The organism is Mesorhizobium salmacidum (SeqCode) (assembly GCF_037179605.1).
GTDB classification, from domain to species: domain Bacteria; phylum Pseudomonadota; class Alphaproteobacteria; order Rhizobiales; family Rhizobiaceae; genus Mesorhizobium; species Mesorhizobium salmacidum.
Window position 1 is genome coordinate 1 of the sequence record NZ_JAPYKS010000036.1, and the last position, 23,339, is coordinate 23,339.

Below are 23,339 nucleotides of genomic sequence, written 5' to 3' on the forward strand. Positions count from 1 at the left end.
CAGCCGATGTAGCAGATCTTGTCGAAAGGGGCGTCCGGATTGACCTTGGCGACCGCGATCTCGGGCAGCACCGTGAAGTTGGAGAAGGTCGAGCAGCCCATATAATGGAAGAGCTTGTCCTTGCCGATCGAGAAGCGCGAGGTGCCATCAGGCATCAAGCCCTGTCCCTGGGTGGCACGGATAGCGGTGCACAGATTGGTCTTGCGCGACAGGCAGGACGGACACTGCCGGCATTCCGGCGTGTAGAGCGGGATGACGTGGTCGCCCTTCTTGACCGAGGTGACGCCCTTGCCGACATCGACCACGACGCCGGCGCCTTCATGGCCGAGAATGGCCGGGAAGATGCCTTCGGGGTCGGCGCCTGACAGCGTGAACTCGTCGGTGTGGCAGATGCCGGTCGCCTTGATTTCGACCAGCACCTCGCCATCGCGCGGTCCCTCGAGGTCGACCTCCATGATCTCAAGCGGCTTTCCGGCGGCGACAGCGACTGCGGCGCGGGTTTTCATTCTTTCTTCTCCCCGAAATTCGTTTGCAAGGCGTGGCCTCGCTTGTGATTGGAAATGACTAGGCGGCGACCTTGGCCGGTCCGGCCGGGAACACGCCCGACATGACGGTGAAGCCCTTGATGCGCTTGACCCGATCGCACCAGCGCCGGATGGCCGGATAGTCCTGGCGGGGTATTCCGCCCTCCTCCGACAGGATGATGTAGGGAAAGCAGGCGATGTCGGCGATGGTCGGGTGGCTGGAAGAACAGATCCAGTTGCGGCCTTGCTGTTCGCCGAACCACAGATGCTCGTCGAGAATGCGAAACAGCCGATGCGCGCCCGCACGAGCGGCATCGACATCGAAATCGTAGAACAGCGCATCGTGCAGGCGGGCCGCCGATGAGGTTGCGGTGATGCCGTCGGCAAACGCCAGCCACTGGCTAACTTCACCCAGTTGGGCTGGGCTGTCCCGGGGATACCAGGTACCCGATGGATCGTATTTCGAAGCGAGGTAGACCAGGATCGCCTGAGCATCGCGCAGGATCAGCCCGTCATCATCGATGACCGGCAACTGCCCGAGCGGATTGAGCTTCAGGAACCATTCCGTTTTGTGTTCGCGGCCGGGATAGAAGTCGATCGGCACGGTTTTATAGTCGACGCCGAGGAAGCTCATCAGCAAGCGCAACTTGTAGCAATTGCCAGACAGTTCGTAGTCGTAAAGCGTGATCATCGGCAGCTCCTATATGTCCAGCACGAGGCGTGCCGATTTGGCGCGCGAGACACAGGTCAGGATCCTGGTCCCGGCCTTTCTCTCGGCATCGTTAAGGTAGACGTCCTGGTGGTCCGGCTCCCCTTCGATCACCGTCGCCATGCAAGTGCCGCAGGCGCCTTGCTCGCATGACGACGGCACATCGATGCCGTTCTCGCGCATCACCTGCATGATGGTCTTGCCGGCGGGCACCTTGAGCGTGACGCAGGAGCGCGCCAGGGCCACCTCGAAGCTGGAACTGTCGTCGATCTTGTTGGTGTTCTTGAAATATTCGAAATGCACCGCGGTGTCCGGCCAGCCCTGCTCGGCCGCTGTCCTTCGGGTAACTTCCAGCATCGGGCCGGGACCACAGACGTAAAGATGCATGCCGTTCTGGTACGGGGACAGCAGCTCACGCAGTTTGGCGCCTGTTTGCTCCGGGGAGAGCCCGAGGTGCGGCACGAGCGAACCACCGAGGTGCTGCAGGCGATCGGAGAAGGCGAGATGCTCTTTTCCTTGCGCGAAATAGTGAAGTTCGTGCGTCAATTCCTGGTTTTTCAAGGCCTGCGCCATGGCCAACAATGGTGTGATGCCGATACCGCCGGCAATGAACAGCGTCTTGATGGCATCGCGGCGCAGCGGGAAATTGTTGCGCGGCTCCGAAATCGCCAGCACGTCGCCTTCGCGAACGGTCTCGTGCATGCATTTCGAACCGCCCTTCGAATCCTTTTCCAGCTTGACGCCGATGACGAAGCTGTCGGTTTCGCCAGGTCCGTTGGTGATCGAATATTGCCGGATCTCGCCGTTCGGCATGTGGATATCGATATGAGCGCCTGGCTGGAAAGTCGGCAGAAGGCCCTTGATCGGGCGAAGCTCAAATCCGGCTATGCCGTCGGCCGCCTGCCATTTCCTCGCCACCGTGACACGCAGTGCGGCCTTGCGGCCATGCGTCACCAATTCCGGCATCTCCGCGAGTTCGGCTGACACCTTTTCGTAGATCGGCTCGATCGGCGCCGGTGCCGATTCGCTCGCAGCCTCCCCCTCCGCCTCATCGCGCAGCTTGGACAGAAGCTCATTGTGATGGCGCAGGATGGCGATCCGCCCAGCCCCATCGGCGTCCTGATCCAGCACGCCACGAATGACCGAACGGTTGGAATCGACCGGCTGGACGAAGAAGACGCCCTGTGTCCGCGCGCTGCCGTCCACTGAGCTCAGCGCCACGGCAAAATCCTGCACGGCTTCAGCCTGGATCTCGGCGCTGTCACCGTCGATCCTGGCGCTGGGCTGGAAACGATAGGCCTTCAGTCTCTCGATGACCTTGCCGGCCGGCGCGTTGACGGGGATTCCACGCAACACGAGCAACTTGCCTTCCGGCAAGCCGGAGACGTCCGGAACCTCGCCTCGCGGCTCTTCGGACGACCAGACGAGGCCATAGCGTTCCACGGCTGGAAAGGTGCGGTTGGTGATGGTGCGGGCCGGCGCGTCGGCCGGATGTGCCGGAATATAGGTGCAGCCGGCGGTACGGTTGGAATAGCGCCAGCCATGGTACTGGCACTTCAGCTCGCGACCGTCATTGATGCCGATCGACAGCCTGACGCCACGATGCAGGCAACGGTTTTCCCAGATGTTGACGTAACCGTCATCGGCGCGCCAGACGGCAAACTCCCGGCCGAGCAACTGGCCATGGAAGACGTGACGGTACGGCAAATCATAGGCAGCGGCGATCGGATGCCACTTGTTCCTGGCTTCTTCTAACATTCATCGTCTCCAAAAATCTTGTCAGGCCGCTACTGGAATGACGCCATAGGTCACGCCCTTCTGGCTGAGCCAGCGCCGGTAGGCGATGGCCGACTTGTCGGCCCGTATCGGTGTTTCCGCGCGAGGATCGAGCGGGAGACGCTTCGGCACCTGGTTCTCAAGGATCGGCTTGTCCTGTCCGAAGATGGTCTGCTGAAATCGCTTGATCACCTTGTCTTCATTGTCCTCGTCGAGAACACACAGCAGCATGTGGGCCCGCACGTGCTCCTGGTCGACCGGTTGCAGAAAGACGGCGATGACATCGCGCCGCCTTTCATCGAGCGGGCTCGATTTATAGAGCACAGAGCAATAGGGATGCGGCACGCGATAGACATAGTCCACATCCGCGCCGCCGTCCGAGGTGGTCGAAGCCATCGGCTGGAAGAAACGGCAGCGCGTCGCCAGGATCTCGTCGCGGTCGGCGGAAATCTCGACATCGTATTCCTTGACCTCGGTGTGCGGTTCGACGCCGAGAATGTCGGTATGGACGTATGGGAAATGGCCCATGTCGAGAAAGTTCTCGATGGCGCGCGGCGCTGAAACATTCACGCCGAAAGTCGCGGCGTTGAGCTTGCGTCGATCCGCTTCCGCGTATTCCGGGATCGGAAACAGATCCTCGGGCGGCGACCCGAGCGAGGTCCAGACATAGCCATAAGCGCTCTTTGCCGGCAGCCTTTCATCGATGTCGACGACCGGCGCGCGGTCTCCCGGCCGCAAATCCGGCCGCGACCGCCACACGACAGGTTCGCCCTTCTCGCCGACGGCAAAACTGACACGCTCCTCAAGCAACACCGTCTCCTCGACGGCCAACGGAGACGTCTCGGCAATCGCGCCGATCGGATGCCAGAGATTCAGGATTACCGTATCCGTGCATTTTGCCATCGTTCTATCCTTCAGTGCGTCGGGACCGTCGTTGCCGAATCAGGATTGCGCCGGTATGGCGCCGTAGGTGACAGCCCGGTCGCGCAGCCAACGCCGGTAGTAGACCGAGACGGCGTCGGCCCGGATCGGCGTTTCAGCGCGCGGATCGAGCGGCAGGCGCTTGGGCATCTGGTTCTCCAGGATCGGTTTGTCCTGGCCGAAGATCAGCTGCATGAAGCTGCGCACGGTCGCCGCCTCCATGCCCTCCTTGAGATAACAAAGATAAGGATGGGCGATGCAATTTTCCTCGTCGACCGGCTGCACGAACAAGGTGATCACGTCGAGCCGCTCCTTCTGGATCGGGTTGCTCTTGTAGAGCGCCACCGTATAGGGCCGCATGACCTTGTAGATGTAATCGACGACAAACCCGTGCCTGGCGGTCGGCGAAGCCACCGGCTGATAGAATTTGCATTCCGTTGCCAGAACCTCGCCCTTGGCGGTGATTTCCACCTTGTAGGGCGCCACCTCGGTATGCGGCTCCTCGCCAAGCCAGCCAGTGTGGATGAAGGGGAAGTGCCCCATATCCAGAAAATTCTCGACGGCGCGCAGACCGGACACCTTGACCGCTATGGAGCCGCCACTGACCAGATGACGATCCGCCTCGTTGGCCTCCGGAATATAGATGATGTCGCGCCAGGGTGTATCGAGGCACGCCCAGACGAAGCCGTATCGCTCGGCGCACTTGAGCGGCGCTCCGGTATCCGTTCGCACAACCTCTATCTTGCGAATATCCCTGCAATCGATGGCAAGGTCGATCCCGAGCAAGCGGGTCGGGAACGGTGTATCGCCAGCCAGTGCCGCGCGATCGGCAACGATATGCCAGTCGTTCAGAAGCTCGCGGTCATTGCAACGGGTTGCCATCGGCATCCCCTCTCACTCGGCTAGCCCTTCATCATGAACCTAGCTCAGCGTTTCGAAATCAAAAAACCATAAGATTGGATATCAATCAATAAGTTTTTGTGTGGCAAAACACGATTTTTTGTTGACAGATTGCGACGATTGCACTCCGATATATGGAATTCTGAATTCGAGATATGTTGCACCTCGAGGGGCATGTGTTCGATATGGACGATATCCCAATCATGTCTTGCAAACGGCGGAGAGCCATGTCGTGAGCGGTCGCTCCCAAACGATCGCGGAAACGCTGACGCGTGCGATCATCGATCATCGACTGGTGCCGGGCTGCAAACTTGGCGAGCGCGAACTCGCCGAGATATTCGACGTCAGCCGCATCGTCGTGCGACAGGCGCTGATCCGCCTCGCCGATGACGGCTTGGCCCAGATCGAGCGCAACCGCGGCGCCTTCGTCGCCCGGCCCAGCATGCAGGAAGCGCTCGAGATCTACGACGCGCTGACCTTGGTGGAACAGGGCGTCGCCGCGCAGCTGAGCGACCGCCTCGGCCCTGCCGGCTGGGCCGAACTGCGCCACCATGTCGAACGCCAGCGCCAGGCTGTCGCTGCTGGCAACGATGCGCTGGCCGACGTGCTCGGTCAGGAATTCCATACCGTCTTCGTGCGCCTCAGCCGCAACAAGGTGATGCAGGAAATCCATGCGCAGCTTGTGCGCCGCACGACGCTGCTTCGGTCGCTCATTACCGCCGATTTCGACTATTGCAACCTGCTCGACGACCACTCGCGGGTGGTCGACCTCCTGGAGAAAGGCCGCCTGAAGCAGGCGATGGACCTCATCGACACCCACCATCGGACCGTGGTGCGCGGCTACATCATGGACCGAGAGGTGTTTCCCGAGCTGACGCCCGCCGAGGCTCTCGCACCCTATCTCGACGGCAAGGCCGATGGGGCAACAACGGCGGTTCCGCTCGCAAGGCCAGCGAAAGCACCAGGCGACGCGGCGACGCATCTACACATCCATCTTCCAAAAAAAGATCCGGCACCCGCAAGCCGGGCATCAACGAAAAAAACCAACAGAGGGTTACAATCATGAACGACGTAACAAGACGGGATTTCCTGAAATACAGCGGTGCGCTTGGCGCAGCACTTGGCGCCGGGGGATTGAGCACCGTCGCGCAAGCGCAGGAGGTGCTGAAAATCGGCGCCGTCTATGTCTCCCCGGTCGCTGAAATCGGCTGGACCAAGCAGCACAGCCTTGGCGTCGAGGCCATCAAGGCCGAGTTCGGCGACAAGGTCGAACTTACCGTCATCGACAACATCTTCATGCCGCAGGACGCCGAGCGCATTTTTCGCGAATTGGCCAGCGCCGGCAACAAGCTGATCTTCGGCACCAGCTTCTCGCACGGAACGCCGATGCAGAAAGTGGCGCCGCGATTCCCCAAGGTGGCCTTCGAACATTGCTCCGGCATTGTCCATCTCGCCAATCTCGGCACCTTCGAAGCCAAATATTACGAGGGTACTTTCGTCGCAGGGGCTGCCGGCGGCTACATGTCGAAAGCGGGCAAGATCGGCTTCATCGGGGGCTTCCCGATCCCCGACATCGTCGGCCCGGCCAATGCGCTGCTGCTTGGCGCGCAAAGCGTCAATCCGAATGCCACCTGTAACGCGATCTTCCTCAACTCCTGGTTCGATCCGGGCAAGGAAAAGGAGGCCGCCAAGACGCTGATTTCGCAAGGCTGCGACGTCATCTGCTCGATGACGGACACGGCGACCGGCGTTCAGGTCGCAGGCGAAGGCGGCGCCTGGTCGATCGGCTACGCCAGCGACATGGCGAAGTTCGGTTCGGGCAAGCAGCTGACGTCGTTCGTCCTCGACTGGACCAGCGACTATGTCGGCGCTGCCAAGGCCGTCGCTGCCGGCACCTGGAAGCCGGAGGTGCGTTGGGACGGGCTGGCGGCCGGCGTGGTCAAGATGGCGCCCTACAATGAAGGCATTCCCGCCGATTCCCGGGCCAAGCTGAAACAGCTTGAGGCCGACATCGGTAGCGGCAAGGTTCACCCCTATGCCGGCGAATTGAAGGATCAGGCCGGCAACGTCAAGGTCGCCGCCGGTTCCGTTCTGGCCGATGACGACATTCGCGGTATGAACTGGTTCGTGAAGGGGATGATCGGCAAGCTGAGCTGACCGTCCATCAAAGAGCCTTGGCGCCGAAGCTGAGAGCTTCGGCGCCAGCCGGCTTGCGCCTCGTCCAACCTCGCTTCACGCCACGGCAGGACCCGCCATGCACCCGCGTCTAAAACTATGCAACATCTGCAAACGCTATCCGGGCGTCGTCGCCAATGACGACGTTTCACTGTCGATCCAGCCCGGCGAGATCCACGCTGTGCTCGGCGAGAATGGCGCCGGCAAATCCACGCTGATGAAGATTATCTATGGTGCGGCGCAGGCCGATTCCGGCGAGATCTACAGCGATGGCAATGCGATCGTCGCCCACAACCCGGCGGTGTCGCGGGCGCTCGGTATCGAGATGGTCTACCAGCACTTCGCATTGTTTGAATCGGTCTCTGTGGTCGAGAACATTGCGCTTTCCGCAAGCAGCGGATTTCATCTTCCCTCGCTTGCCGAAAAGATCCGCGACCTCTCGCTCCGCTACGGCATGCCCATCGATCCGCATCGCCAGGTGCACGACCTGTCGGTCGGCGAGCGCCAGCGGGTCGAGATCGTTCGCTGCCTGCTGCAGGCGCCGAAACTCTTGATCCTCGACGAACCGACTTCCGTGTTGACGCCGCAGGCTGTGGTCAAGCTGTTCGAGACGCTCCGGCAATTGGCCGCCGAAGGCTGCAGCATCGTCTATATCAGCCACAAGCTCGACGAGGTGCAGGAGCTCTGCGACACCGCAACTGTGCTGCGCAACGGCAAGGTCACCGGCACCGCCCGCCCCAAGGAGACGACATCGCTGGAGCTCGCCCGCATGATGGTCGGTTCCAGGCTGCCTGAAATGCATGTCAGCCCGCCGGTCCCAAGCGACAGACCCGTGCTTGAGGTCAAGGGCCTCTCGGTCAAGGCCCGGGACCATTTCGGCGTCGACCTGAAGGACGTTTCGTTCAATGTGCATGGCGGGGAGATCGTCGGCCTCGCCGGCGTTTCCGGAAATGGCCAGGCCGAGCTGATCGCCCTGCTCAGCGGCGAACGCACCCATGAGCGCGCTGATGCGATCAGGATTCGCGGAACCGACGCCGCGCGCCTGCGCCCCCAGGAACGCCGCAAACTCGGCGTCGCCTTCGTTCCGGAAGAACGGCTCGGACGCGGTGCGGTGCCATCGCACACGCTGTGGGAGAATGCCGTGCTGACGGCGCATCGCTTCGGTACGGTGCGCAAGGGGTTGGTCGACCGACGCAAGGCGAAGGCTTTCGCCACCGGCATCATTGACAGGTTCAAGGTCAAGGCCAGCGGAGCGCAAGCGACCGCGCAAAGCCTGTCGGGTGGCAATCTGCAGAAATTCATCGTCGGACGCGAGATCGCGCTCACGCCGAAGCTGTTCCTGGTTTCGCAGCCGACCTGGGGTGTCGATGTCGGCGCATCCGCCTTCATCCGCCAGACCATCATCGATCTCAGCCGCGCCGGAGCGGCCGTGTTTGTCGTCTCCGAGGAACTCGACGAGCTGTTCGAGATCTGCGACCGCCTGCTCGTCATCTGCCAGGGGAAGGTGTCTCCGCCACTTGTCCGCACGACCGCCGACCGCGAGGAAATCGGGCTTCTGATGACCGGCCAAGGCGTGGGCGAAGGCGTATCGGCGAACAGAGGTGGCAGCGTTGCATTTCAGGATTGAACAAAGACCGGAGCCTTCCGCGCCGATGCGCGTCGCCGCGCCGGTTTTGGCGACGGCACTGACGGTCATCGTTGGCTCGATTTTCTTCGCTTCGCTCGGGCATGATCCGCTGGCCACGCTCTATGCGTTCTTCGTCGAGCCGCTCAGTTCGATGAACGGGCTGTCGGAGTGGCTGCTCAAGGCCTCGCCGCTGATCCTCATCGCTTGCGGCCTGGCGGTCGGCTTCCGCGCCAATGTCTGGAACATCGGCGCCGAGGGCCAGTTCACGATGGGTGCGATCGCCGCCAGCGGCGTCGGCCTATTCTGGCCAGATCCCGAGAGTGTGCTGCTGTTGCCTCTGATGTTCCTGGCCGGCACGGGCGCCGGCATGGCATGGGCCGCGATCCCTGCCTTCCTGCGCGCCCGCATGAACACCAACGAAATCCTCGTCACGCTGATGATGACGTACATCGCCACGCTGTTCCTGTCCTATCTCGTGCATGGACCGTGGCGCGATCCGGCCGGGTTCAATTATCCGCAGACGGCTCTTCTGCCCGCCGCGGCACTGCTGCAATCCTTTGATCCGGCCTACCGGCTCAATTCCTCGATCTTCATCACCGTCGTCGCCGTCATCGCGATGTGGCTGTTCACCGACCGCAGCTTCCTCGGTTACAAGATGTCGGTGAGCGGCGCGGCTCCCCTCGCCGCGCGCTATGCGGGATTTCGCGAGTCGGCCGCGGTCTGGATCGGCCTGCTGGCCGGCGGTGCGGCAGCCGGGATCGCGGGCATGGCGGAAGCCGCCGGACCACTCGGCCAGCTCTCGCCGCAAATATCGCCGGGCTATGGTTTTGCGGCCATCATCGTCGCCTTCATCGGACGGCTGAACGCGTTCGGCATCGTGCTCGGCGGGCTGTTGATGTCGCTGCTGTTTCTCGGCGGCGAAGGCGTGCAGATGACGTTGGGCCTGCCCTCCGCGCTGACGCGGATTTTCCAGGGCATCCTGCTGTTCTTCCTGCTCGCCGCCGACTTCTTCATTTTCTATCGCATTCGCCTGGTTCGGGAGAGAGCCTGATGGATCTGTTCATTGCCATCTTCACGGGCACCATCATTGCCGCGACCCCCTTGATCTTCGCGGCGCTCGGCGAACTCGTGGTGGAGAAATCCGGGGTTCTCAATCTCGGCATCGAAGGCATGATGCTGATGGGGGCGGCCCTTGCATTCTGGGCGGTCACGGCAGGCTTCTCCATGCCTGTCGCGATCATGGCCGGCGCGCTGGCGGGGGCCGCCGCATCCCTGCTGTTCGGCGTTCTGGCGCTGACCTTCCTGACCAACCAGTATGCCGCTGGCCTGGCGCTGGCGATCTTCGGCTCAGGGGTTTCGGCCTTCCTCGGGCGCGGTTTCGGCAGCGATCCGATCGAGGCATTGCATCGCGTCAACATACCTGTCTTGTCCGATGTGCCCGTGATCGGCCCGCTGCTGTTCCGCTTCGACCCGATGGTCTACCTCGGCTTGCTGATGTTCGTCGCCATCAGCTGGTTTCTCTACCGGACCAAAGCCGGCTTGGTTCTGCGCACGATCGGCGAGTCGCCGCAGACGTCACATGCGATCGGCTATCCGGTGATCAGGATCCGCTACATGGCCGTGCTGTTTGGCGGGCTGATGGCGGGACTGGCGGGCGCCTATCTGTCGGTCGCCTACACGCCGCTGTGGGTCGAGAACATGACCGCCGGCAAGGGCTGGATCGCGCTGGCGCTGGTGGTCTTCGCCACATGGCGGCCGCTGCGCATCCTGCTTGGCGCCTGGCTGTTCGGCGGCATGACAATCCTGCAGCTGCAGGGCCAGGCTTTGGGATTGGAAGTGCCGTCGGAGTTGCTGTCGGCCCTGCCCTACCTGGCGACCATCATCGTGTTGGTGCTCATCTCACGGAACCGCCAGATGCTGGCGCTGCACTTCCCGGCATCTCTTGCAAAGCCCTTCCGCCCGGCGAGTTGAGCCAGGTATGCTGGGTTCAAAATCTGTCTTTGCACGTCGTTGCCAACCTTTTCCGCACGCGCCAGCCAAGGTGGGGCGCGCGGGTGACAGGTCACTCGCGTCGGGCCGCACGAGACCTTCCATCGCTATCTGACACCCAAATGGGCCTTCCTGCCCACCAGCGGTGCAGGCGCGGCGATTGGCGGCGGTCGTTTCAGCCGGTCAGGCGTCGAATCCCAAGCTGAACAGGCAGGGATGGAAATCCCAATTTGTCCGGTACGTGCGAAGCTGCCGGTAGGGAGCGGCACCTGCTTCAATCCGGGCCCAGGTGTACAATGTCTTTGCGCGAATCCGCTCGTTCTCACCCCGAACGACGCTTCAAGCGAAACCGCACCTTCAGAGCAGTCGCGGGCAATCTGCGCTTCAAAGACAGTGGTCCACAGCCAGGTTCAACGACCGACATAGGGCACATTGCTGAACCGCGTGATGGGGGCCGAAAGCGAAATGGCGGCTTCCCGGCAACCGCGATATCCTTGCCAATCCCCGCATCGTGGCGAACCGTCACCGCGTGAACTTTTCCGCCCTGTCGAAGCCAGTCCGCTCTTTAGATATGGGGTGCAGGGTAATCCCGCATGCTTCGACCATCCGTCTCGATGGAATATTGGTTGCGGCGACGTGTTCGTAAAAGACGGTCGCCGCGACGGCGCGGCTGAGGCTTGATCATGCGAGCTCGTTAAATAGTGGCACGGTCGGTGCGTGGACGTCGACCGCCTTCGCGACGGTGGTAGCCAGAGGAAGATGCGTTTTCTCGCGCTCCCAGACTTGCCGAAATCGTTGGACGGTTTCGGCGGCGGTGTCGACGACAAGCTTTTCCGGCAGAAGTGCCTTGGCAGCCAGATGCCGAAGCTCATCGGTATCGAGCTCTGCCATCTTCTTCGTCCGAGAGTAATTAAGCGCAGCCGTATCCTCGCCCTTCATATAGGGAATGGTCGAGACCAGGTCGTAGGCCGGCGAGAGCGCGGCCGAGCGACGGTCCGGATAGATCAGCGACCAGTTTTTGAGGTGCATGTCGCCATTGCCGATCAGCGCGCTGAACACGAGGCGGCGAATGAACTCGGCCGCGCCACCATCGCCCGCCTCGGTGCCGATCACGCGCGCGATGTTGGCGTAACTTGCACGCTTGTACTTGTCGTCCGGGAAGACCCCGAACACCTGCGCGAAATCTTCGGTGTGGACAGGACCGTCACCGGTTCGGTCGAAGCGGCTAACAGCAAGCGCCTGCCCTCTTAATTCACCCACTCCTTCGGGAATGCCGGCGATTGCATCGAGATCGACCAGGTTGATGATGGGCACCTGCATGCCGATCATCCCGGCGATCGTCATCATCGAAAACTCGTTTTCCGGAACGCCGGCGAACTGCTGGGACGGGAGCTTCACGATCCACGATCCGCCGACGCCCTCGGCGGGAATGGTCAGGCCCCCACCCTTCCCTGCGTTCTGAAACGCGGAGAACTTGAGCTGCACACCGGCGAGCGAAAAGCGCAGCGCATTGGATTTGGCGTTCTTCGGAAGATCCTCGTCATCACCAGGAGGAAGGCCATCACCGGCCGCCGGATGGATCGAGAGTCCTCCGGGCAGGTCGAGACCCAGCACCCAGAGCAGGAAGAATTCGCGCTGCTGATTGACCCCGGCCCGCTCGGCGAGATAGCGACGCAAGCCGCCCTCCGGCAACAGGTTCGAGAAGAATGGCGGCACGACCCTTTGCGTCGGGCGGATCTTGGTGATGAGGCCGCCCAGGTCGTCCTTGAACGACAGGCTGAGCGTCGGCCGATCCAGATTATCGACGTAGTCTTCGTTGAACGCAAATATCGTGCGATCGCCCTGCAGGTGGGTTAGCGTGCCAATAGGCTCGTCGTAGAGCCGTACATCCAGAACCGAGACATCAGCCATCCGCATCTCCATCGTCCAGCGAATAGGCGGGTCGCGGCTCCGACGGAACGGGATGGGCGACCGAGTTGCGAAGGCGCTGCAGGTTCTGTGCGACGTCGTGCGAAATGGGTCCTGCTTGGGCGCTCGCCTGATAGCGCTCGAGGCGGGCGATCAACTCGCGCACGAGCTGCATCTCTTGATCGCCGAGATTCACCCGCCGCAGAAACCGAAGCGTATCCTCGATGCGATCTAGGTCGGCTGAGCTGCCGTAAAGGTGCTTCATTTTCTTGACCAGGCGCTCGGCACGGGCAAAACGCTTGTCGTTTGGCTGACCGGCATGGATATGCATGTCCGGCGCCGCTTGGGCCTTGACCAGGCCGAGCACCGCCGACACGAGCTTCTTCGGCACGAGCATGACCTCGAGATCGAGCGCCCGTGTCAGGTCTATGAAGCTGGAAAGTCCCGGCTCTATCTTACCGCTCTCGATCTGCGAGATATGGCTCTGCGTCAGCCCGGCCCGCTCGCTGAGTGCGCGTTGACTAACACCGGAGGCCTCGCGGACCTCGCGTGCTTGCGCGATCAGGTTTTCGCTCTGGTAAGCCACGATATAGAATCCGGATCAAAAGTGCCGAAGTGATCAGAATATTATATCTAGTGCGCGGCGCGTTTTCTGTCAAGCGAGCGATACAGCAAAATGATCATATCCCTATCATGATATATGGTGCTATATGGGTTTTCCGAGCTATTTTGGCCCGGCAAACTGATTCCGGCCGCCTTCAGCGACTTTCGAGACGTCAGCGCTGTCCCTTTCCTCCCGGGGAAAGTCTCCATTCCGGGGTCAGCCACGCCGCGCAGCGGCCCAAGCAAATGAGGGCGCACAAAGCGCAGGCGATGAAATGTCCGCCGGACGGACATTTCAATTTATCGTCGAGCCGGTTCGTGACGCCGAGACCGGTTCAACAGGGCGGCCTAAGGAGCGTCAGCATAGCGCCGCCGCAGGCGGGACGCGGGGCAGACCGCCCCCGGCGAGACGTGCCACATGGCCTGATGATATCTACGGGCAGTTGGTCACGTCTGGCTGCTGGGAGTCGAGCATCTAGAGACCCGATGTGAGGCCAGCGGCAGGCAGGCTTCCACGAGCGACATGCGGCGCGTTGCGACCGATACCATCAATTCGACAATGGGAAGGGCGTTGAACGCCCTACAAGGTGTTAGCGCTGTCCACTTGCTATGCACTGAAATATGGATATGTCGTGCTTTGGAGAACATTCGGAGATTTGTCGTGATCCACTTACGGCTCGCGCATCGAAAGAGCTCCCAGGATTCATCTGTAGCTTGCAGGACCCTCGCACGCTCCATATCTCCCCGAAGCGCCTATGGCAGGCACTGGAGGTAAAATTGACGAACCTGGCGCGATTGACAGGTGTTCACCGCAACACACTCGGTAACCCGTCATCGGAGCGACTGCAGGGTCGGATGCGCGAGGTGATGAAGGTGATTTCGGCCGCAACGGAATGCACCGGCGCCGCAGATAAGGCGATCTACTGGTACCGCAACGGACTTATCGCCGACTATGGCCATCGCACGGCGGCGGAGCTTGTTCCCGACGGCCAGGTCGAAGCAGCTCTGGCCTTCGTCGGGGACCTGGAGAACGGGGCGCGGATGAAAGTCGCCCAGGCCGGGAAGGACTGGATCGCGTATTGCAAAGAATTTGTGCGTTGCAATGCTCTTCACATAGGCGCAACAAATCATCACTATACAAGAATGACATTTGCGTTGCTTCGCCTGACGCCACGGATCATTATGGGGATTCGTAGCTTTTTCCCGGCTATGCACGTGTAGTGGGCGGTCGACCTTTGTTTATGAAATCCAGCATCGAGCATCTCCCACCGCCTAAGCAGCGTGAGCTGACCAGGACTGTCGAGGTTCTTCTTGAGGAGCTCGAAGACGCGCTAAAAGGTGGAACAGCCGATTTCAAGAAGCGCGGCCGCATCCTGAAGATCATCCTCTTCGGGTCGTATGCCCGCGGTGACTGGGTCGACGAGCCGCATACGAAAAAGGGCTACCGCTCCGATTTCGATCTCCTGATTGTCGTCAACAACCGCAAACTGACAGATTTCGCCGGCTACTGGCAGGCAGCGGCCGACCGGTTGATGCGTGAGATTGACACCCCGGTGAGTTTCATCGTGCACTCACGCCGCGAGGTGAACACTGCGCTGCGCGAAGGGCAGTATTTCTTTGCGGACATCCGGCGAGAAGGCATCGCGCTGTACGAACTCGATGACGAACCTCTGGCGACGCCGAAGCTACAAAGTCAAACGGAAATTTACGATGCCGCCCGGGGGCATTTCTCTGTGCTTATGTCAGCAACCAATAGGTTGTTAGAGACAGCCCAATTCCATATCCAGCGCTCTGGGGAGAACCCCGAATGGGGGAAGGATGCCGCTTTTAGCCTCCATCAGGCCATTGAGCGCGCCTACAGCACTTTTTTGCTAACCATGACCAACTACAGCCCTCCGTCACACAATATCAAATTCCTTCGGAGTCTCGCTGAGGATCAAGCCCAGGAACTCGCCGAAGCGTGGCCTCGCGACCAGCAGCGGTACGTTGCGTGGTTCAACATTATCAATGAGGCTTATGTCAAAGCCCGCTATTCGCAGCATTTCGAGATCACGCGCGAGGCACTTCAGTGGCTTGCAGAGCGAGTGTTCGAACTGGCCGGTCACATCGACGCGATCTGCCGATCGCGGCTTGAGAAGTTGAGGGCAGCGGCGAATTCGGCTGCTTAGATGGTGCCAATTCCAGACTGCCTTTTTATGCGACTTTCGAAGCACGAAAGGCGAACATGAAGACGTGCTCTGTGTGTTCTTCGAGGTCATAAGGCCCGGCGCGTCCACGGCCCGGCAGACAAGTGGCCAACTCACACGTCCCTGGTGACCAATTGGCCCATAGCCTGTCTCAATGACGCCTCTGAAGCTCGGCGTCACTGGGCTGCGGTACGCGACCTGCACGCGTCATGATCGATGATGGTATGACTGCGCGCGGGCTGAAGCAGGGGGCGACTAACCGCTGATCAGCGAAGGAGATCAAGACTTTGGCCGAAACAGCAGCGACATCGTCCTCTTCCAGACTTGCTGTATACCTCCATGCATGAGAATCGAACTTTCAGAACAGTCTATCGGCGCTCGCCGAGATCATCTCCGGTAGGAGCGCCAACGACTTGGCGCCATCGATCGGCCTGTATCGACGGGCCTGGCAGCTCGAAGCGTGGTTCAAAGGGTTTGGTGTCCCCTTCGACGCTTCGGTCGAGAGCCGGCTTCCGGCAACGAAGACGTCGATCCGCGGAGCGATCTTCCTCGATCCCGGCGATGGCACGTTGCTTGAGCGGGTCATCGAAAGCGCTGCAGATCCTCGCGACTTCATAGCGCAGCCGGAGCGCCACTTGGCCGTGGTCGAGCATCTGAACAAGTATTTGCTCTATGATCGACTTCGGCTCGAACGGGCCGGTCGCGCAATGCGACTGGTTGAAATCGCTGACACCGCGCCGGTCACCAGCGAACTGTCGGCAATGGCTGCCGGCATCGACTTCGACACCGTAAGCCGGGATCTCGATCGCGCCCTTCGTGCCGCCGCAGACGATCCTGAGATCGCCGTTACCGCAGCCTGTGCCGTCATTGAAAGCGTGTGCCGGTCGATCTTAGTCGAGCTGAAGATCGACTTTCCCGCCAAGCAGGACGTGACAGGGCTCTATCGAGCCATCCGGGATTCGCTGGGCCTCGATCCGATGAAGGAAGGTCTGGCACCAGAAATCGTCAACGACGTGAAGGCGGTCCTTTCCGGGCTGACAACAACGGTCCAGAGCATCGGCGCGCTTCGCACCCATGCAGGCAGCGCGCACGGCAAGGAAAGGGGCTATCGGCGGATTGACGCCCGTGGCCTGGTCGTCACGGGCCCTCTCGAAAGCGAGCGGCCGAACAACTATCTTCCGTGCGATGAAAAGAACGGCCACCCACGACCGCCATGGATCCCACGCCGGCCGGGGCTTTCGCTACGAAGACGCCGTCGCTGTTATGCTTGCGCTCCGGGTCTGGGCTGGCCTCGACCCGGCTGCGATCATTATCCCCGAAGGCAATGACGATGTTGAGCGGCAATCCGCCGCCGGCAATACACTCGTCCAGATCAAGAGTCGGCGGGAGGATCTCAATGGCCTGCCGCTCGGAAGTGCCAGGAACTACATCGCTGAACTTTGGGACCGACACGACAAATTTTCTCCGCCCGCAGCCCGGCTCGAGCTGATCCTCGAACAGGGCATTGTCGACCATGCGGCGACGGCGGGTGGCAGCATCCCGCCAAACGCCAAGCTGATCTCGCAGCTTCCTCAAGATATCCGCGGCAAGGCGCTTCTGGCCAAAACCGACATCCGACACGTGCCAAATCCAAATGCGGACTCGATCGCTATCATCATAGAGCGAATGGGCTGCTCTCCGATCGCTGCCGCGCTCTGCGTCGCTCAGCTTCTCTATGAGGTGGGTACGCTCGCAAACGAAAACGGGCGTCTGAAGGCGGGCACCTATCGCGGACTAGCGATGAGCGACACTGACCGGATCGTTACAGAGACGCTGGCGGCCACCGACGTCCAGGCGATAGAGGCTGCACTCCGCAACGGCGCCTGCGAGCCGGTGGATTTCTTGACCCCACTCGCAGATCCAGAATTCTATCTCGGCGTCGACGTGCAGCCCGGACATATCGCCGCCGGGCTGGTCATCCCCCGGTTACAGCCATGCGAGGCACTAGCCCAAGGCCTAGAGTCACGAGGTGCGGCCCTCATCGTGGGGCCTTCGGGCGCCGGCAAGTCCGCAATCATGTGGGACACCGCCCACGCGTTGCGCCACACCATCCGCTGGTATCGTCTTCGGCGCGTCGACCAGAACGACCTGCCTGCTCTTCGGCAGCTTGTGCGTACGCTGCGTGCCAATCCCGACAGCCCCGTGGGTTTCGTGGTGGACGACGTCGGGCGGCGCGGCGCCGAGGCCTGGGACGCCTTGACCCTGGAATTTGCAGGAGTACCCGGAGTCGTTCTGCTAGGCTCGATCCGCGAAGAGGACCTGTTTCTTGTGCATGGTCGCTCACGCGTGGCCGAGGTGCGCGCCGAGCCTGACGATGATTTCGCCCGACGCATTTTTGAGGAGTTGAAGCGCGCCGGTCTGACGGATTGGGTTGGCTGGCAGGAGCCTTGGGCGCGCAGCCAAGGCCTGGTCCTCGAATACGTCCACATTCTGACCGCCGGGCAGCGTTTCGAGGAAACCCTTGCCGGACAGGTGGACGCCAGGCAGAGCGATCCGGCGAGGGCTGCCGAGCTGTCCATCCTTCGGGTTGCAGCCTTGGTCGGTGCCGCCGGCGCGAGCGCCAGGGCCGATCAGCTCTCCGCTGTTTTGTCCTGGCCCGAGGAGGACGTCAGCCGCAGCCTGCGCCGCCTCGTCGACGAGCACCTCCTGCGCATGGACGCGAACGGTGCGCTGACCGGCCTCCACCAACTGCGTTCTGCTGAGCTGGTCCGCCTCATGCACGCGTTCCCGACGCCAACGATAGCCATGACGTTCGCCAGGGCGGCTGGCGCAGTTTTCCCGCGCGATCTTGAGCCGCTGGTCGCTGACGCCATGCGCACCCGTGGGCTCGCCCAAGATTCCGCTATCGAGGCCCTGAGCACAAGAATACAAGCCGAGCCGAGCCTGGAGGCACTGTCGGCCAGCCTTCGGGGTCTCGGGATGGCCCGGATCGCAAATACTGTGGACGCGTGGCTGAGAACGGAACACGTAAAGGTCCTCCCACGCACGCAGGTGGGCACGGCCGCGATGTTCGGGTTGGCCGACAGCACATTTCCGCCGGTCAATGAAACACTGCGAATGGTCATGGCAGCAGCGGCAGACCTTGCCGCGATGCGCGCCGACGCTGCCGGCGATCCGAGGCATGCTCTGCTGGAGGCGCTGCCTGCCCAGCTGCTTGCGGAGCTTGTTTCAGGCTCAACCGATCCCGCCGTGCTTGACCGATTCCTTTCGTCGCTGAACGGCCTACCGTTACACCCGACCGTCCGCTCCGCCTTGGCCACGCGGCCGGTCGATCTTCTCAAGGCGCCCATTGACGGCTCGTCCGCTTGCTCGGCACGCTCGCCCTATTGGACCGAACCGAGGCGATTCAGTGGGTCGATGCGGTCGGGGAACAGCAGCTTGTGGGCCGATTGTCTCGGGAGTTCGCATGGACGACCGCACCCCGCTTCGAGGACACCAGTGGCGGTCGTGTGATCCAGTGCGACTACAACGCAATCGGCATTTCCGGCGAGGACGATGCCCATGACAGGGTCATGCGCATCTGCGAGGCGGCGATGGCGCTGTCACCGCGATCAGACATTGCGGCATCCGCCGCCCGGGCGCCGAATGGCGGGATCGTGGGATTTGGTGGTCTGCCCCTGGCTGAGAAGCGGATTCCGCGGGAAGGCTTGCCCGGAGGAGCTTTACCGGAATGGAATCGCCGTTGGCGTGACGCGATCGCAATCGGCGTCGCTTCGCCGACCTACAGCGGCTATCTTGCCCGGGCCGCGCAACTGTTGGACCGGCTCGCGCCTGCGCTCGAGCGCGTCCTTAACCTCATCATCCGTGGTAAAAGCGTCACCGATGAGCAGCTGGCCGTCATCAACAGCGTGCATGAAGCCTCCCGCGACCTGACACCGCCTTCGATCGCGTCCGGCAAGGAGCCGGGCGCAATCAACCCCACCGCCGTCACAAAGCTACAGAATCTTCTCTTCGCCGGCAGTGCCGACGTCTGTAGGCGTTTTCACCAGCTTCCGGAGGGCGCCGGTGGGTTCATTGCCTGGACCGCCGATCTGATCAAAGACATCAGCGAAATCGCGACGCAGGAAACGTGGGAACTTATTGGCGGCGCTCCGGCCAGCCTTGCCAAGATGCGAGAACTTCTCGTTGGCGTCCGGATCATTGCAGGTGATACCGCTGACGGCCACGCGCATCCGGGGATCACATTCGCCACGCTTGCCGCCAAGGCAAGGCCGGACAACGCGCTCCGCCTTGTCGCCTCCGTGGCTGAGACGAAGATGAAGACGGTGCTCACCGAAATGGCGGCGGTCATCCGCTCCACACTGGACAAGGACGGCATCAAGGCCGAGGTGCATGTCGCAGAGGATCTTGCCGGGATTCTCCCTTGGCCGCCCCGCAAGGTACTTGTCGTTGTACCGGTGAGCTCGCTGACCTCGCTGATAGACGTTGAGAGTCTTGTGATCGCCGTTGCGGCCTCCCGCAAGGCGGTTCCGGACGGAATAGACCTCGCCGTGGTTCCGAAAATCGATGGGAGGGTTGTGCCGGCACGCGGCGTCAGCGGTCACAAAACCCTTTTGCCGCTTGCGAACGGAACCAAAGCTTGGATTGCGGAACTCGGCCTCCCCTCGTTCGACGCCCAAATCTCGCCCGTCCTCAACCTAGCGATCGAAACAGCGTCGGCCCTTCACTCAATGGATCGGCTCAAGCTCGGCATTGCCGGGCGCCCCCTTGTGGAACTGGAGGCTCGAGACAAACTTGAGGATGACCTCCTCTCAGCGCGCGCCCTGGTCACGGCGATGGTCAATGATCTCGATCCGGAGGGCTCCGCCCTCGTCCTGCCCCTGCTTGACCGTGTGCGTTCGGGCGAGGCCAACTACGCCGGTGCGGTCCAGCAATTCACCGCAAGCCAGGTCTCTGACGAGGTCATGGCTGAGACGTCGGGCTTGCTGCTTGCGCTCGACGAGACAGAGCTCCGGCGCAACGGCGGTTGAGGCGCTGCCGTTTCCTTGTTTTGTTAATCTCTCTTGAAATCATTTGTCCGGGAATTACTCATATGAATGAGATATGCAAATCGACTATGAACACGCTGCGACGGATGAACGCTGATGCCAATCAAGCGCGAGTTCAGATGGCTTTACCCGGTCTACTGGCCACAGCTGTCCGCGCTGGTTCGGTTCGTACGCGCCGAGGGACGATGCCAGGCCTGCCGGCGTCCGCACGGCGCCGAAGTCAAGCATATGGGCGATGGCCGCTGGTGGGACGACGCCTTCGGCACTTTGGCGCAACGGGCGCGGCCACGGTATCACCCTCAAGACCCCTGCCCTGCTCGAAGCCGACGGCATCCGGCTGAAGTGCACCCGAATTTACCTCGCGACCGCGCACAGGGATCACGACCCGACCAACAACCGCGAGGGCAATTTGCGCGCCTTCTGTCAGCGGTGTCACTTGATACACGACCGCGACGAGCACCAGCGGCGGCGGCGCAGGACGCTGTTTCGGCGCAAGGCGCTTGGCGACCTTTTTCCCGGACCCTATCCGGTCCGCTAAGAATCGGAAAACCAACGGATAGTCAGATTGCGCAAGGCCTGTGTTTCCACCGTTTTCCGGATTGCGTCGCGGCCGATGTTTTTCCCCGACGAGCGAGCCAAGCCGATCTAGAAACACGTCCGGAACAATAATTTTGGGTTCGCCTGGGAGGCGCTGTGGTCTCCCCCAGAAGACCTCAATGTCTGGGTCCCCTAGGTAGCCAAGCCCCGGCCTTGGAAGGCGCCTGTGCCCTGCGAAGCAGGACTTGATTGTTCCATACTCCAGGAAGCCAGAAGCAGCTTGAACAACCAAGGACCTATAGGCCCCAGGCCCCTGCGCCTCCCGGGTCGATTTGCAAAGCCGGCGGTTCGAGGCCATCTATCGCTCACAGAAACAAGTGAGGCGAGCGGGCATGGCGAAGAACGAAGCAGCAGACGTCAAAAGCATCAAGGCCAACGAACGGAAATGGGGCAAGGATCTGATGGATGCCGGCTGGACCGTCATCCCAAACGTGATCCTGGAAAGGCAGAAGGCGTTTGGGCTTGATGCGGTCGACATCAACATCCTTCTCCACCTGGCCTCCTACTGGTGGCATCCAGACAACAAGCCGCATCCATCGAAACAGACGATTGCGGTTGCGATGGGCATCGACCCGCGTACCGTCCAGCGCCGCATTGCCGCGATGGAAAAGGATGGCCTGCTTCAGCGTGAGGAGCGCCGCGTGTCGCAGGTCGGCAGCAAATCTAACATCTACCACCTGGACGGGCTGATCAAAGCCGCGAAGCCCTTTGCCAAGGAAATGGTGCAGATCAAGAAGGCGAAAATCGCGGTCAAGGACGCGATGCGCGCCAGAAAGGGCAAGCCGCAGCTGCACCTCGTCAAAGGTGCAGACTGACGGCTTCCAGGAACACGGCGTAGCTCAACGGATAGAGCCCCCGCTGACTAGCGAAAATCCGGCTTCAACAATCGGAGAAGTAGCGGTGGGGAGATGCGGGTTCAAGTCCCGTCGCCGGACCAATCTCGCAAGAGCCTCTGGGTAGCGACGCGCCGGCGAAACCTCCGACCTGACCGGTTGCATATGCCTCCCTGATGGGCGGCTGTGGACGGTCGCTGGCGGCGACGTGCCCACCCATATCGCTTTCGCGATCATAACCGAAAAGGAGAACGTATGACCGAAGCCGAATGAGAGGAAGCCAAGCACCGTGTAGCCGACGCGATGCGGGACCACACACAGCCCTATGTAACGCCTCTCTCGAAGGAAACGGACGAGACCGTGCGGCTCGAGGGCACAGGTACTTACCTGCAGGCATGCGAACACCAGGCTGCTGCGCTGCCAATCGACCGATTTGCCCGCTCACATCGAATTGTCGAGCAGGCCGAGCTCCTGTTCTTCCGAGGCTACTCCGGTGAGAATTCTCGCTATGGCTTTGGCACGCACGAAACCAACGGCAGCGGATATTGCTCGCAGGAAAAGCACGGCTCAAGTGATGACCAAACCTTTGAGATGCTGTGGGAACCGAGCAAAACGGAATTCACCAACGGGACTTCGGCCGAAGCAAAGAAGGTGATGAAATACGACGACCCCGGTGGGTTCAGCGGCTCCCTGGTGTGTGGGTAATGGGGACAAATGAGCGCCAGCGAACCTTCCCCGGATAGTTCACATCGCATGCGCGCAATTTAGGCGACCGCTGGGAACGATACAAAAAAGGAAAGCGCCCGGATGCCTCCGGACGCCCCCTGTTAAAAGAAGATCGAGAGAATGGCCGCGATACCGAAAAGGCAGAGCGCGACGTTCACCTTGATCTCGCATGTCACCGATATTTGCTTCCGCATTTTGCGGGCTCCTATCGGGCAGTCCGGACTACCCTTCAAGAGGATAGCTGGCGGAGTATTTGTATCGCGCCCTTGCTGGCGCTAGACCGCCCCGCTCGCGAAACGGCTTGGTCGTTTCGGCACCATGCACCTCGTCCGAGGGCGAACACCGTTCGCACGCATGATGCCATTTAGCCCCGCCTACCTCGGCGAAACACAGGGCCGGGTACGGTCCTTTCCAGCGAGAGCCTTGGCGGAGCCGCGTTACGGGCCGCTGATTCTCGTGTGGACGGTGTGAAGCATACCACTTCCGCAGCGGAAGCCAAAAAGAACACTACAAGAACGAGCCTGCACGTATGGTGCACGCTTTTTTGTTCAGTTGCTCGTACGTTCTGTGCAACTGGGTGCAGCTTTGTGCGGGGCCATGTAGGCCACACATCGCGTAAAGCATTGATTTTATTATGTAAAAATGGTGCTGCGAGAGAGGATTGAACTCTATGCTATCTCAACAGAATCAATGACTTATAAGGTAGTTTGTAACATCGTGACGGACGACAAAATGGCTGACCGATCCGAGGCAGAAGGCGCCCTGACCCACGAGTTTTCGGTCACAAATAGCGTTGTGTCTTGCCAGCGTGGGTCCTTTCCAAGCACCAGCACGGTAG

At 61.2% G+C, this 23,339-nt stretch carries 18 protein-coding genes, 1 tRNA gene and 2 pseudogenes; 14 read left to right on the plus strand and 7 right to left on the minus strand.

Features of this window, described 5'->3' with window-relative positions; translation table 11 throughout:
* The 5 genes from O7A60_RS28745 to O7A60_RS28765 all read right to left on the minus strand — a co-directional run.
* A partial coding sequence (locus tag O7A60_RS28745) for an alcohol dehydrogenase catalytic domain-containing protein (RefSeq protein ID WP_337109089.1) occupies positions 1 to 506 on the minus strand: 506 nt, incomplete at its 3' end.
* Between the two features lie 58 nt (positions 507 to 564).
* Positions 565 to 1,215: a glutathione S-transferase family protein gene (locus O7A60_RS28750; RefSeq protein WP_337109090.1), complete on the minus strand. Its 651-nt coding sequence runs from the start codon at positions 1,213 to 1,215 to the stop codon at positions 565 to 567.
* Positions 1,216 to 1,224: 9 nt separating this feature from the next.
* Positions 1,225 to 2,991 carry a 2Fe-2S iron-sulfur cluster-binding protein gene (locus O7A60_RS28755; protein WP_337109091.1) on the minus strand — a complete coding sequence of 589 codons (1,767 nt, stop codon included), beginning with the start codon at positions 2,989 to 2,991 and terminating at the stop codon, positions 1,225 to 1,227.
* Between the two features lie 21 nt (positions 2,992 to 3,012).
* Positions 3,013 to 3,912, minus strand: a complete 900-nt coding sequence (locus O7A60_RS28760; protein WP_337109092.1) for an aromatic ring-hydroxylating dioxygenase subunit alpha — start codon at positions 3,910 to 3,912, stop codon at positions 3,013 to 3,015.
* A gap of 39 nt (positions 3,913 to 3,951) precedes the next feature.
* Entirely contained in the window at positions 3,952 to 4,812 is an 861-nt protein-coding gene (locus O7A60_RS28765; protein ID WP_337109093.1) for an aromatic ring-hydroxylating dioxygenase subunit alpha, read from the minus strand.
* A 250-nt stretch (positions 4,813 to 5,062) separates the two neighbouring features.
* Here O7A60_RS28765 and O7A60_RS28770 point away from each other — a divergent pair, with 250 nt between their 5' ends.
* The 5 genes from O7A60_RS28770 to O7A60_RS28790 all read left to right on the plus strand — a co-directional run bounded on the left by O7A60_RS28770 (position 5,063) and on the right by O7A60_RS28790 (position 10,603).
* The gene (locus O7A60_RS28770; protein WP_224597584.1) at positions 5,063 to 5,896 is read left to right on the plus strand and encodes a GntR family transcriptional regulator; all 834 of its coding nucleotides are present in this window, start codon (positions 5,063 to 5,065) and stop codon (positions 5,894 to 5,896) included.
* Positions 5,893 to 6,987, plus strand: a complete 1,095-nt coding sequence (locus O7A60_RS28775) for a BMP family ABC transporter substrate-binding protein (RefSeq protein WP_337109094.1) — start codon at positions 5,893 to 5,895, stop codon at positions 6,985 to 6,987. Before O7A60_RS28770 ends, O7A60_RS28775 begins: the two co-directional genes overlap by 4 nt.
* Positions 6,988 to 7,084: 97 nt before the next feature.
* Positions 7,085 to 8,632 (plus strand): ABC transporter ATP-binding protein, encoded by a 1,548-nt coding sequence (locus O7A60_RS28780; RefSeq protein ID WP_337109096.1) that lies wholly within the window; start codon positions 7,085 to 7,087, stop codon positions 8,630 to 8,632.
* Positions 8,616 to 9,683, plus strand: a complete 1,068-nt coding sequence (locus tag O7A60_RS28785) for an ABC transporter permease (protein ID WP_337109097.1) — start codon at positions 8,616 to 8,618, stop codon at positions 9,681 to 9,683. The genes O7A60_RS28780 and O7A60_RS28785 overlap by 17 nt, the downstream gene beginning before the upstream one ends.
* Complete coding sequence (locus tag O7A60_RS28790; RefSeq protein ID WP_337109098.1) at positions 9,683 to 10,603, plus strand: ABC transporter permease; 921 nt, start codon at positions 9,683 to 9,685, stop codon at positions 10,601 to 10,603. The genes O7A60_RS28785 and O7A60_RS28790 overlap by 1 nt, the downstream gene beginning before the upstream one ends.
* 699 nt (positions 10,604 to 11,302) lie before the next feature.
* Here O7A60_RS28790 and O7A60_RS28795 read toward each other — a convergent pair.
* Positions 11,303 to 12,532 (minus strand): type II toxin-antitoxin system HipA family toxin, encoded by a 1,230-nt coding sequence (locus O7A60_RS28795; RefSeq protein WP_337109099.1) that lies wholly within the window; start codon positions 12,530 to 12,532, stop codon positions 11,303 to 11,305.
* Positions 12,525 to 13,115, minus strand: coding sequence for a helix-turn-helix domain-containing protein (locus O7A60_RS28800; RefSeq protein WP_337109100.1), 591 nt, complete (start codon positions 13,113 to 13,115; stop codon positions 12,525 to 12,527). Before O7A60_RS28800 ends, O7A60_RS28795 begins: the two co-directional genes overlap by 8 nt.
* A gap of 678 nt (positions 13,116 to 13,793) precedes the next feature.
* Between O7A60_RS28800 and O7A60_RS28805 the strand changes: the two are divergent.
* The 9 genes and pseudogenes from O7A60_RS28805 to O7A60_RS28845 all read left to right on the plus strand — a co-directional run.
* A pseudogene (locus O7A60_RS28805) lies at positions 13,794 to 14,173 on the plus strand (hypothetical protein); the annotation flags it as partial.
* 200 nt (positions 14,174 to 14,373) lie between these two features.
* Positions 14,374 to 15,300: a nucleotidyltransferase and HEPN domain-containing protein gene (locus O7A60_RS28810; RefSeq protein WP_337109101.1), complete on the plus strand. Its 927-nt coding sequence runs from the start codon at positions 14,374 to 14,376 to the stop codon at positions 15,298 to 15,300.
* A 431-nt stretch (positions 15,301 to 15,731) separates the two neighbouring features.
* A complete protein-coding gene (locus tag O7A60_RS28815) occupies positions 15,732 to 16,646 on the plus strand; it encodes an abortive infection family protein (RefSeq protein WP_337109102.1) in 915 nt (304 codons plus the stop codon).
* Complete coding sequence (locus O7A60_RS28820; RefSeq protein ID WP_337109103.1) at positions 16,582 to 18,810, plus strand: hypothetical protein; 2,229 nt, start codon at positions 16,582 to 16,584, stop codon at positions 18,808 to 18,810. Before O7A60_RS28815 ends, O7A60_RS28820 begins: the two co-directional genes overlap by 65 nt.
* Complete coding sequence (locus tag O7A60_RS28825) at positions 18,807 to 20,327, plus strand: hypothetical protein (RefSeq protein WP_337109104.1); 1,521 nt, start codon at positions 18,807 to 18,809, stop codon at positions 20,325 to 20,327. Before O7A60_RS28820 ends, O7A60_RS28825 begins: the two co-directional genes overlap by 4 nt.
* Before the next feature lie 114 nt (positions 20,328 to 20,441).
* A pseudogene (locus tag O7A60_RS28830) lies at positions 20,442 to 20,883 on the plus strand (hypothetical protein).
* A gap of 460 nt (positions 20,884 to 21,343) precedes the next feature.
* A complete protein-coding gene (locus O7A60_RS28835; RefSeq protein WP_337109105.1) occupies positions 21,344 to 21,757 on the plus strand; it encodes a helix-turn-helix domain-containing protein in 414 nt (137 codons plus the stop codon).
* A gap of 13 nt (positions 21,758 to 21,770) precedes the next feature.
* Positions 21,771 to 21,879 (plus strand) — tRNA-OTHER (locus tag O7A60_RS28840).
* 256 nt (positions 21,880 to 22,135) lie between these two features.
* Entirely contained in the window at positions 22,136 to 22,480 is a 345-nt protein-coding gene (locus O7A60_RS28845) for a hypothetical protein (RefSeq protein WP_337109106.1), read from the plus strand.
* The last annotated feature ends 859 nt before the right edge of the window (positions 22,481 to 23,339 follow it).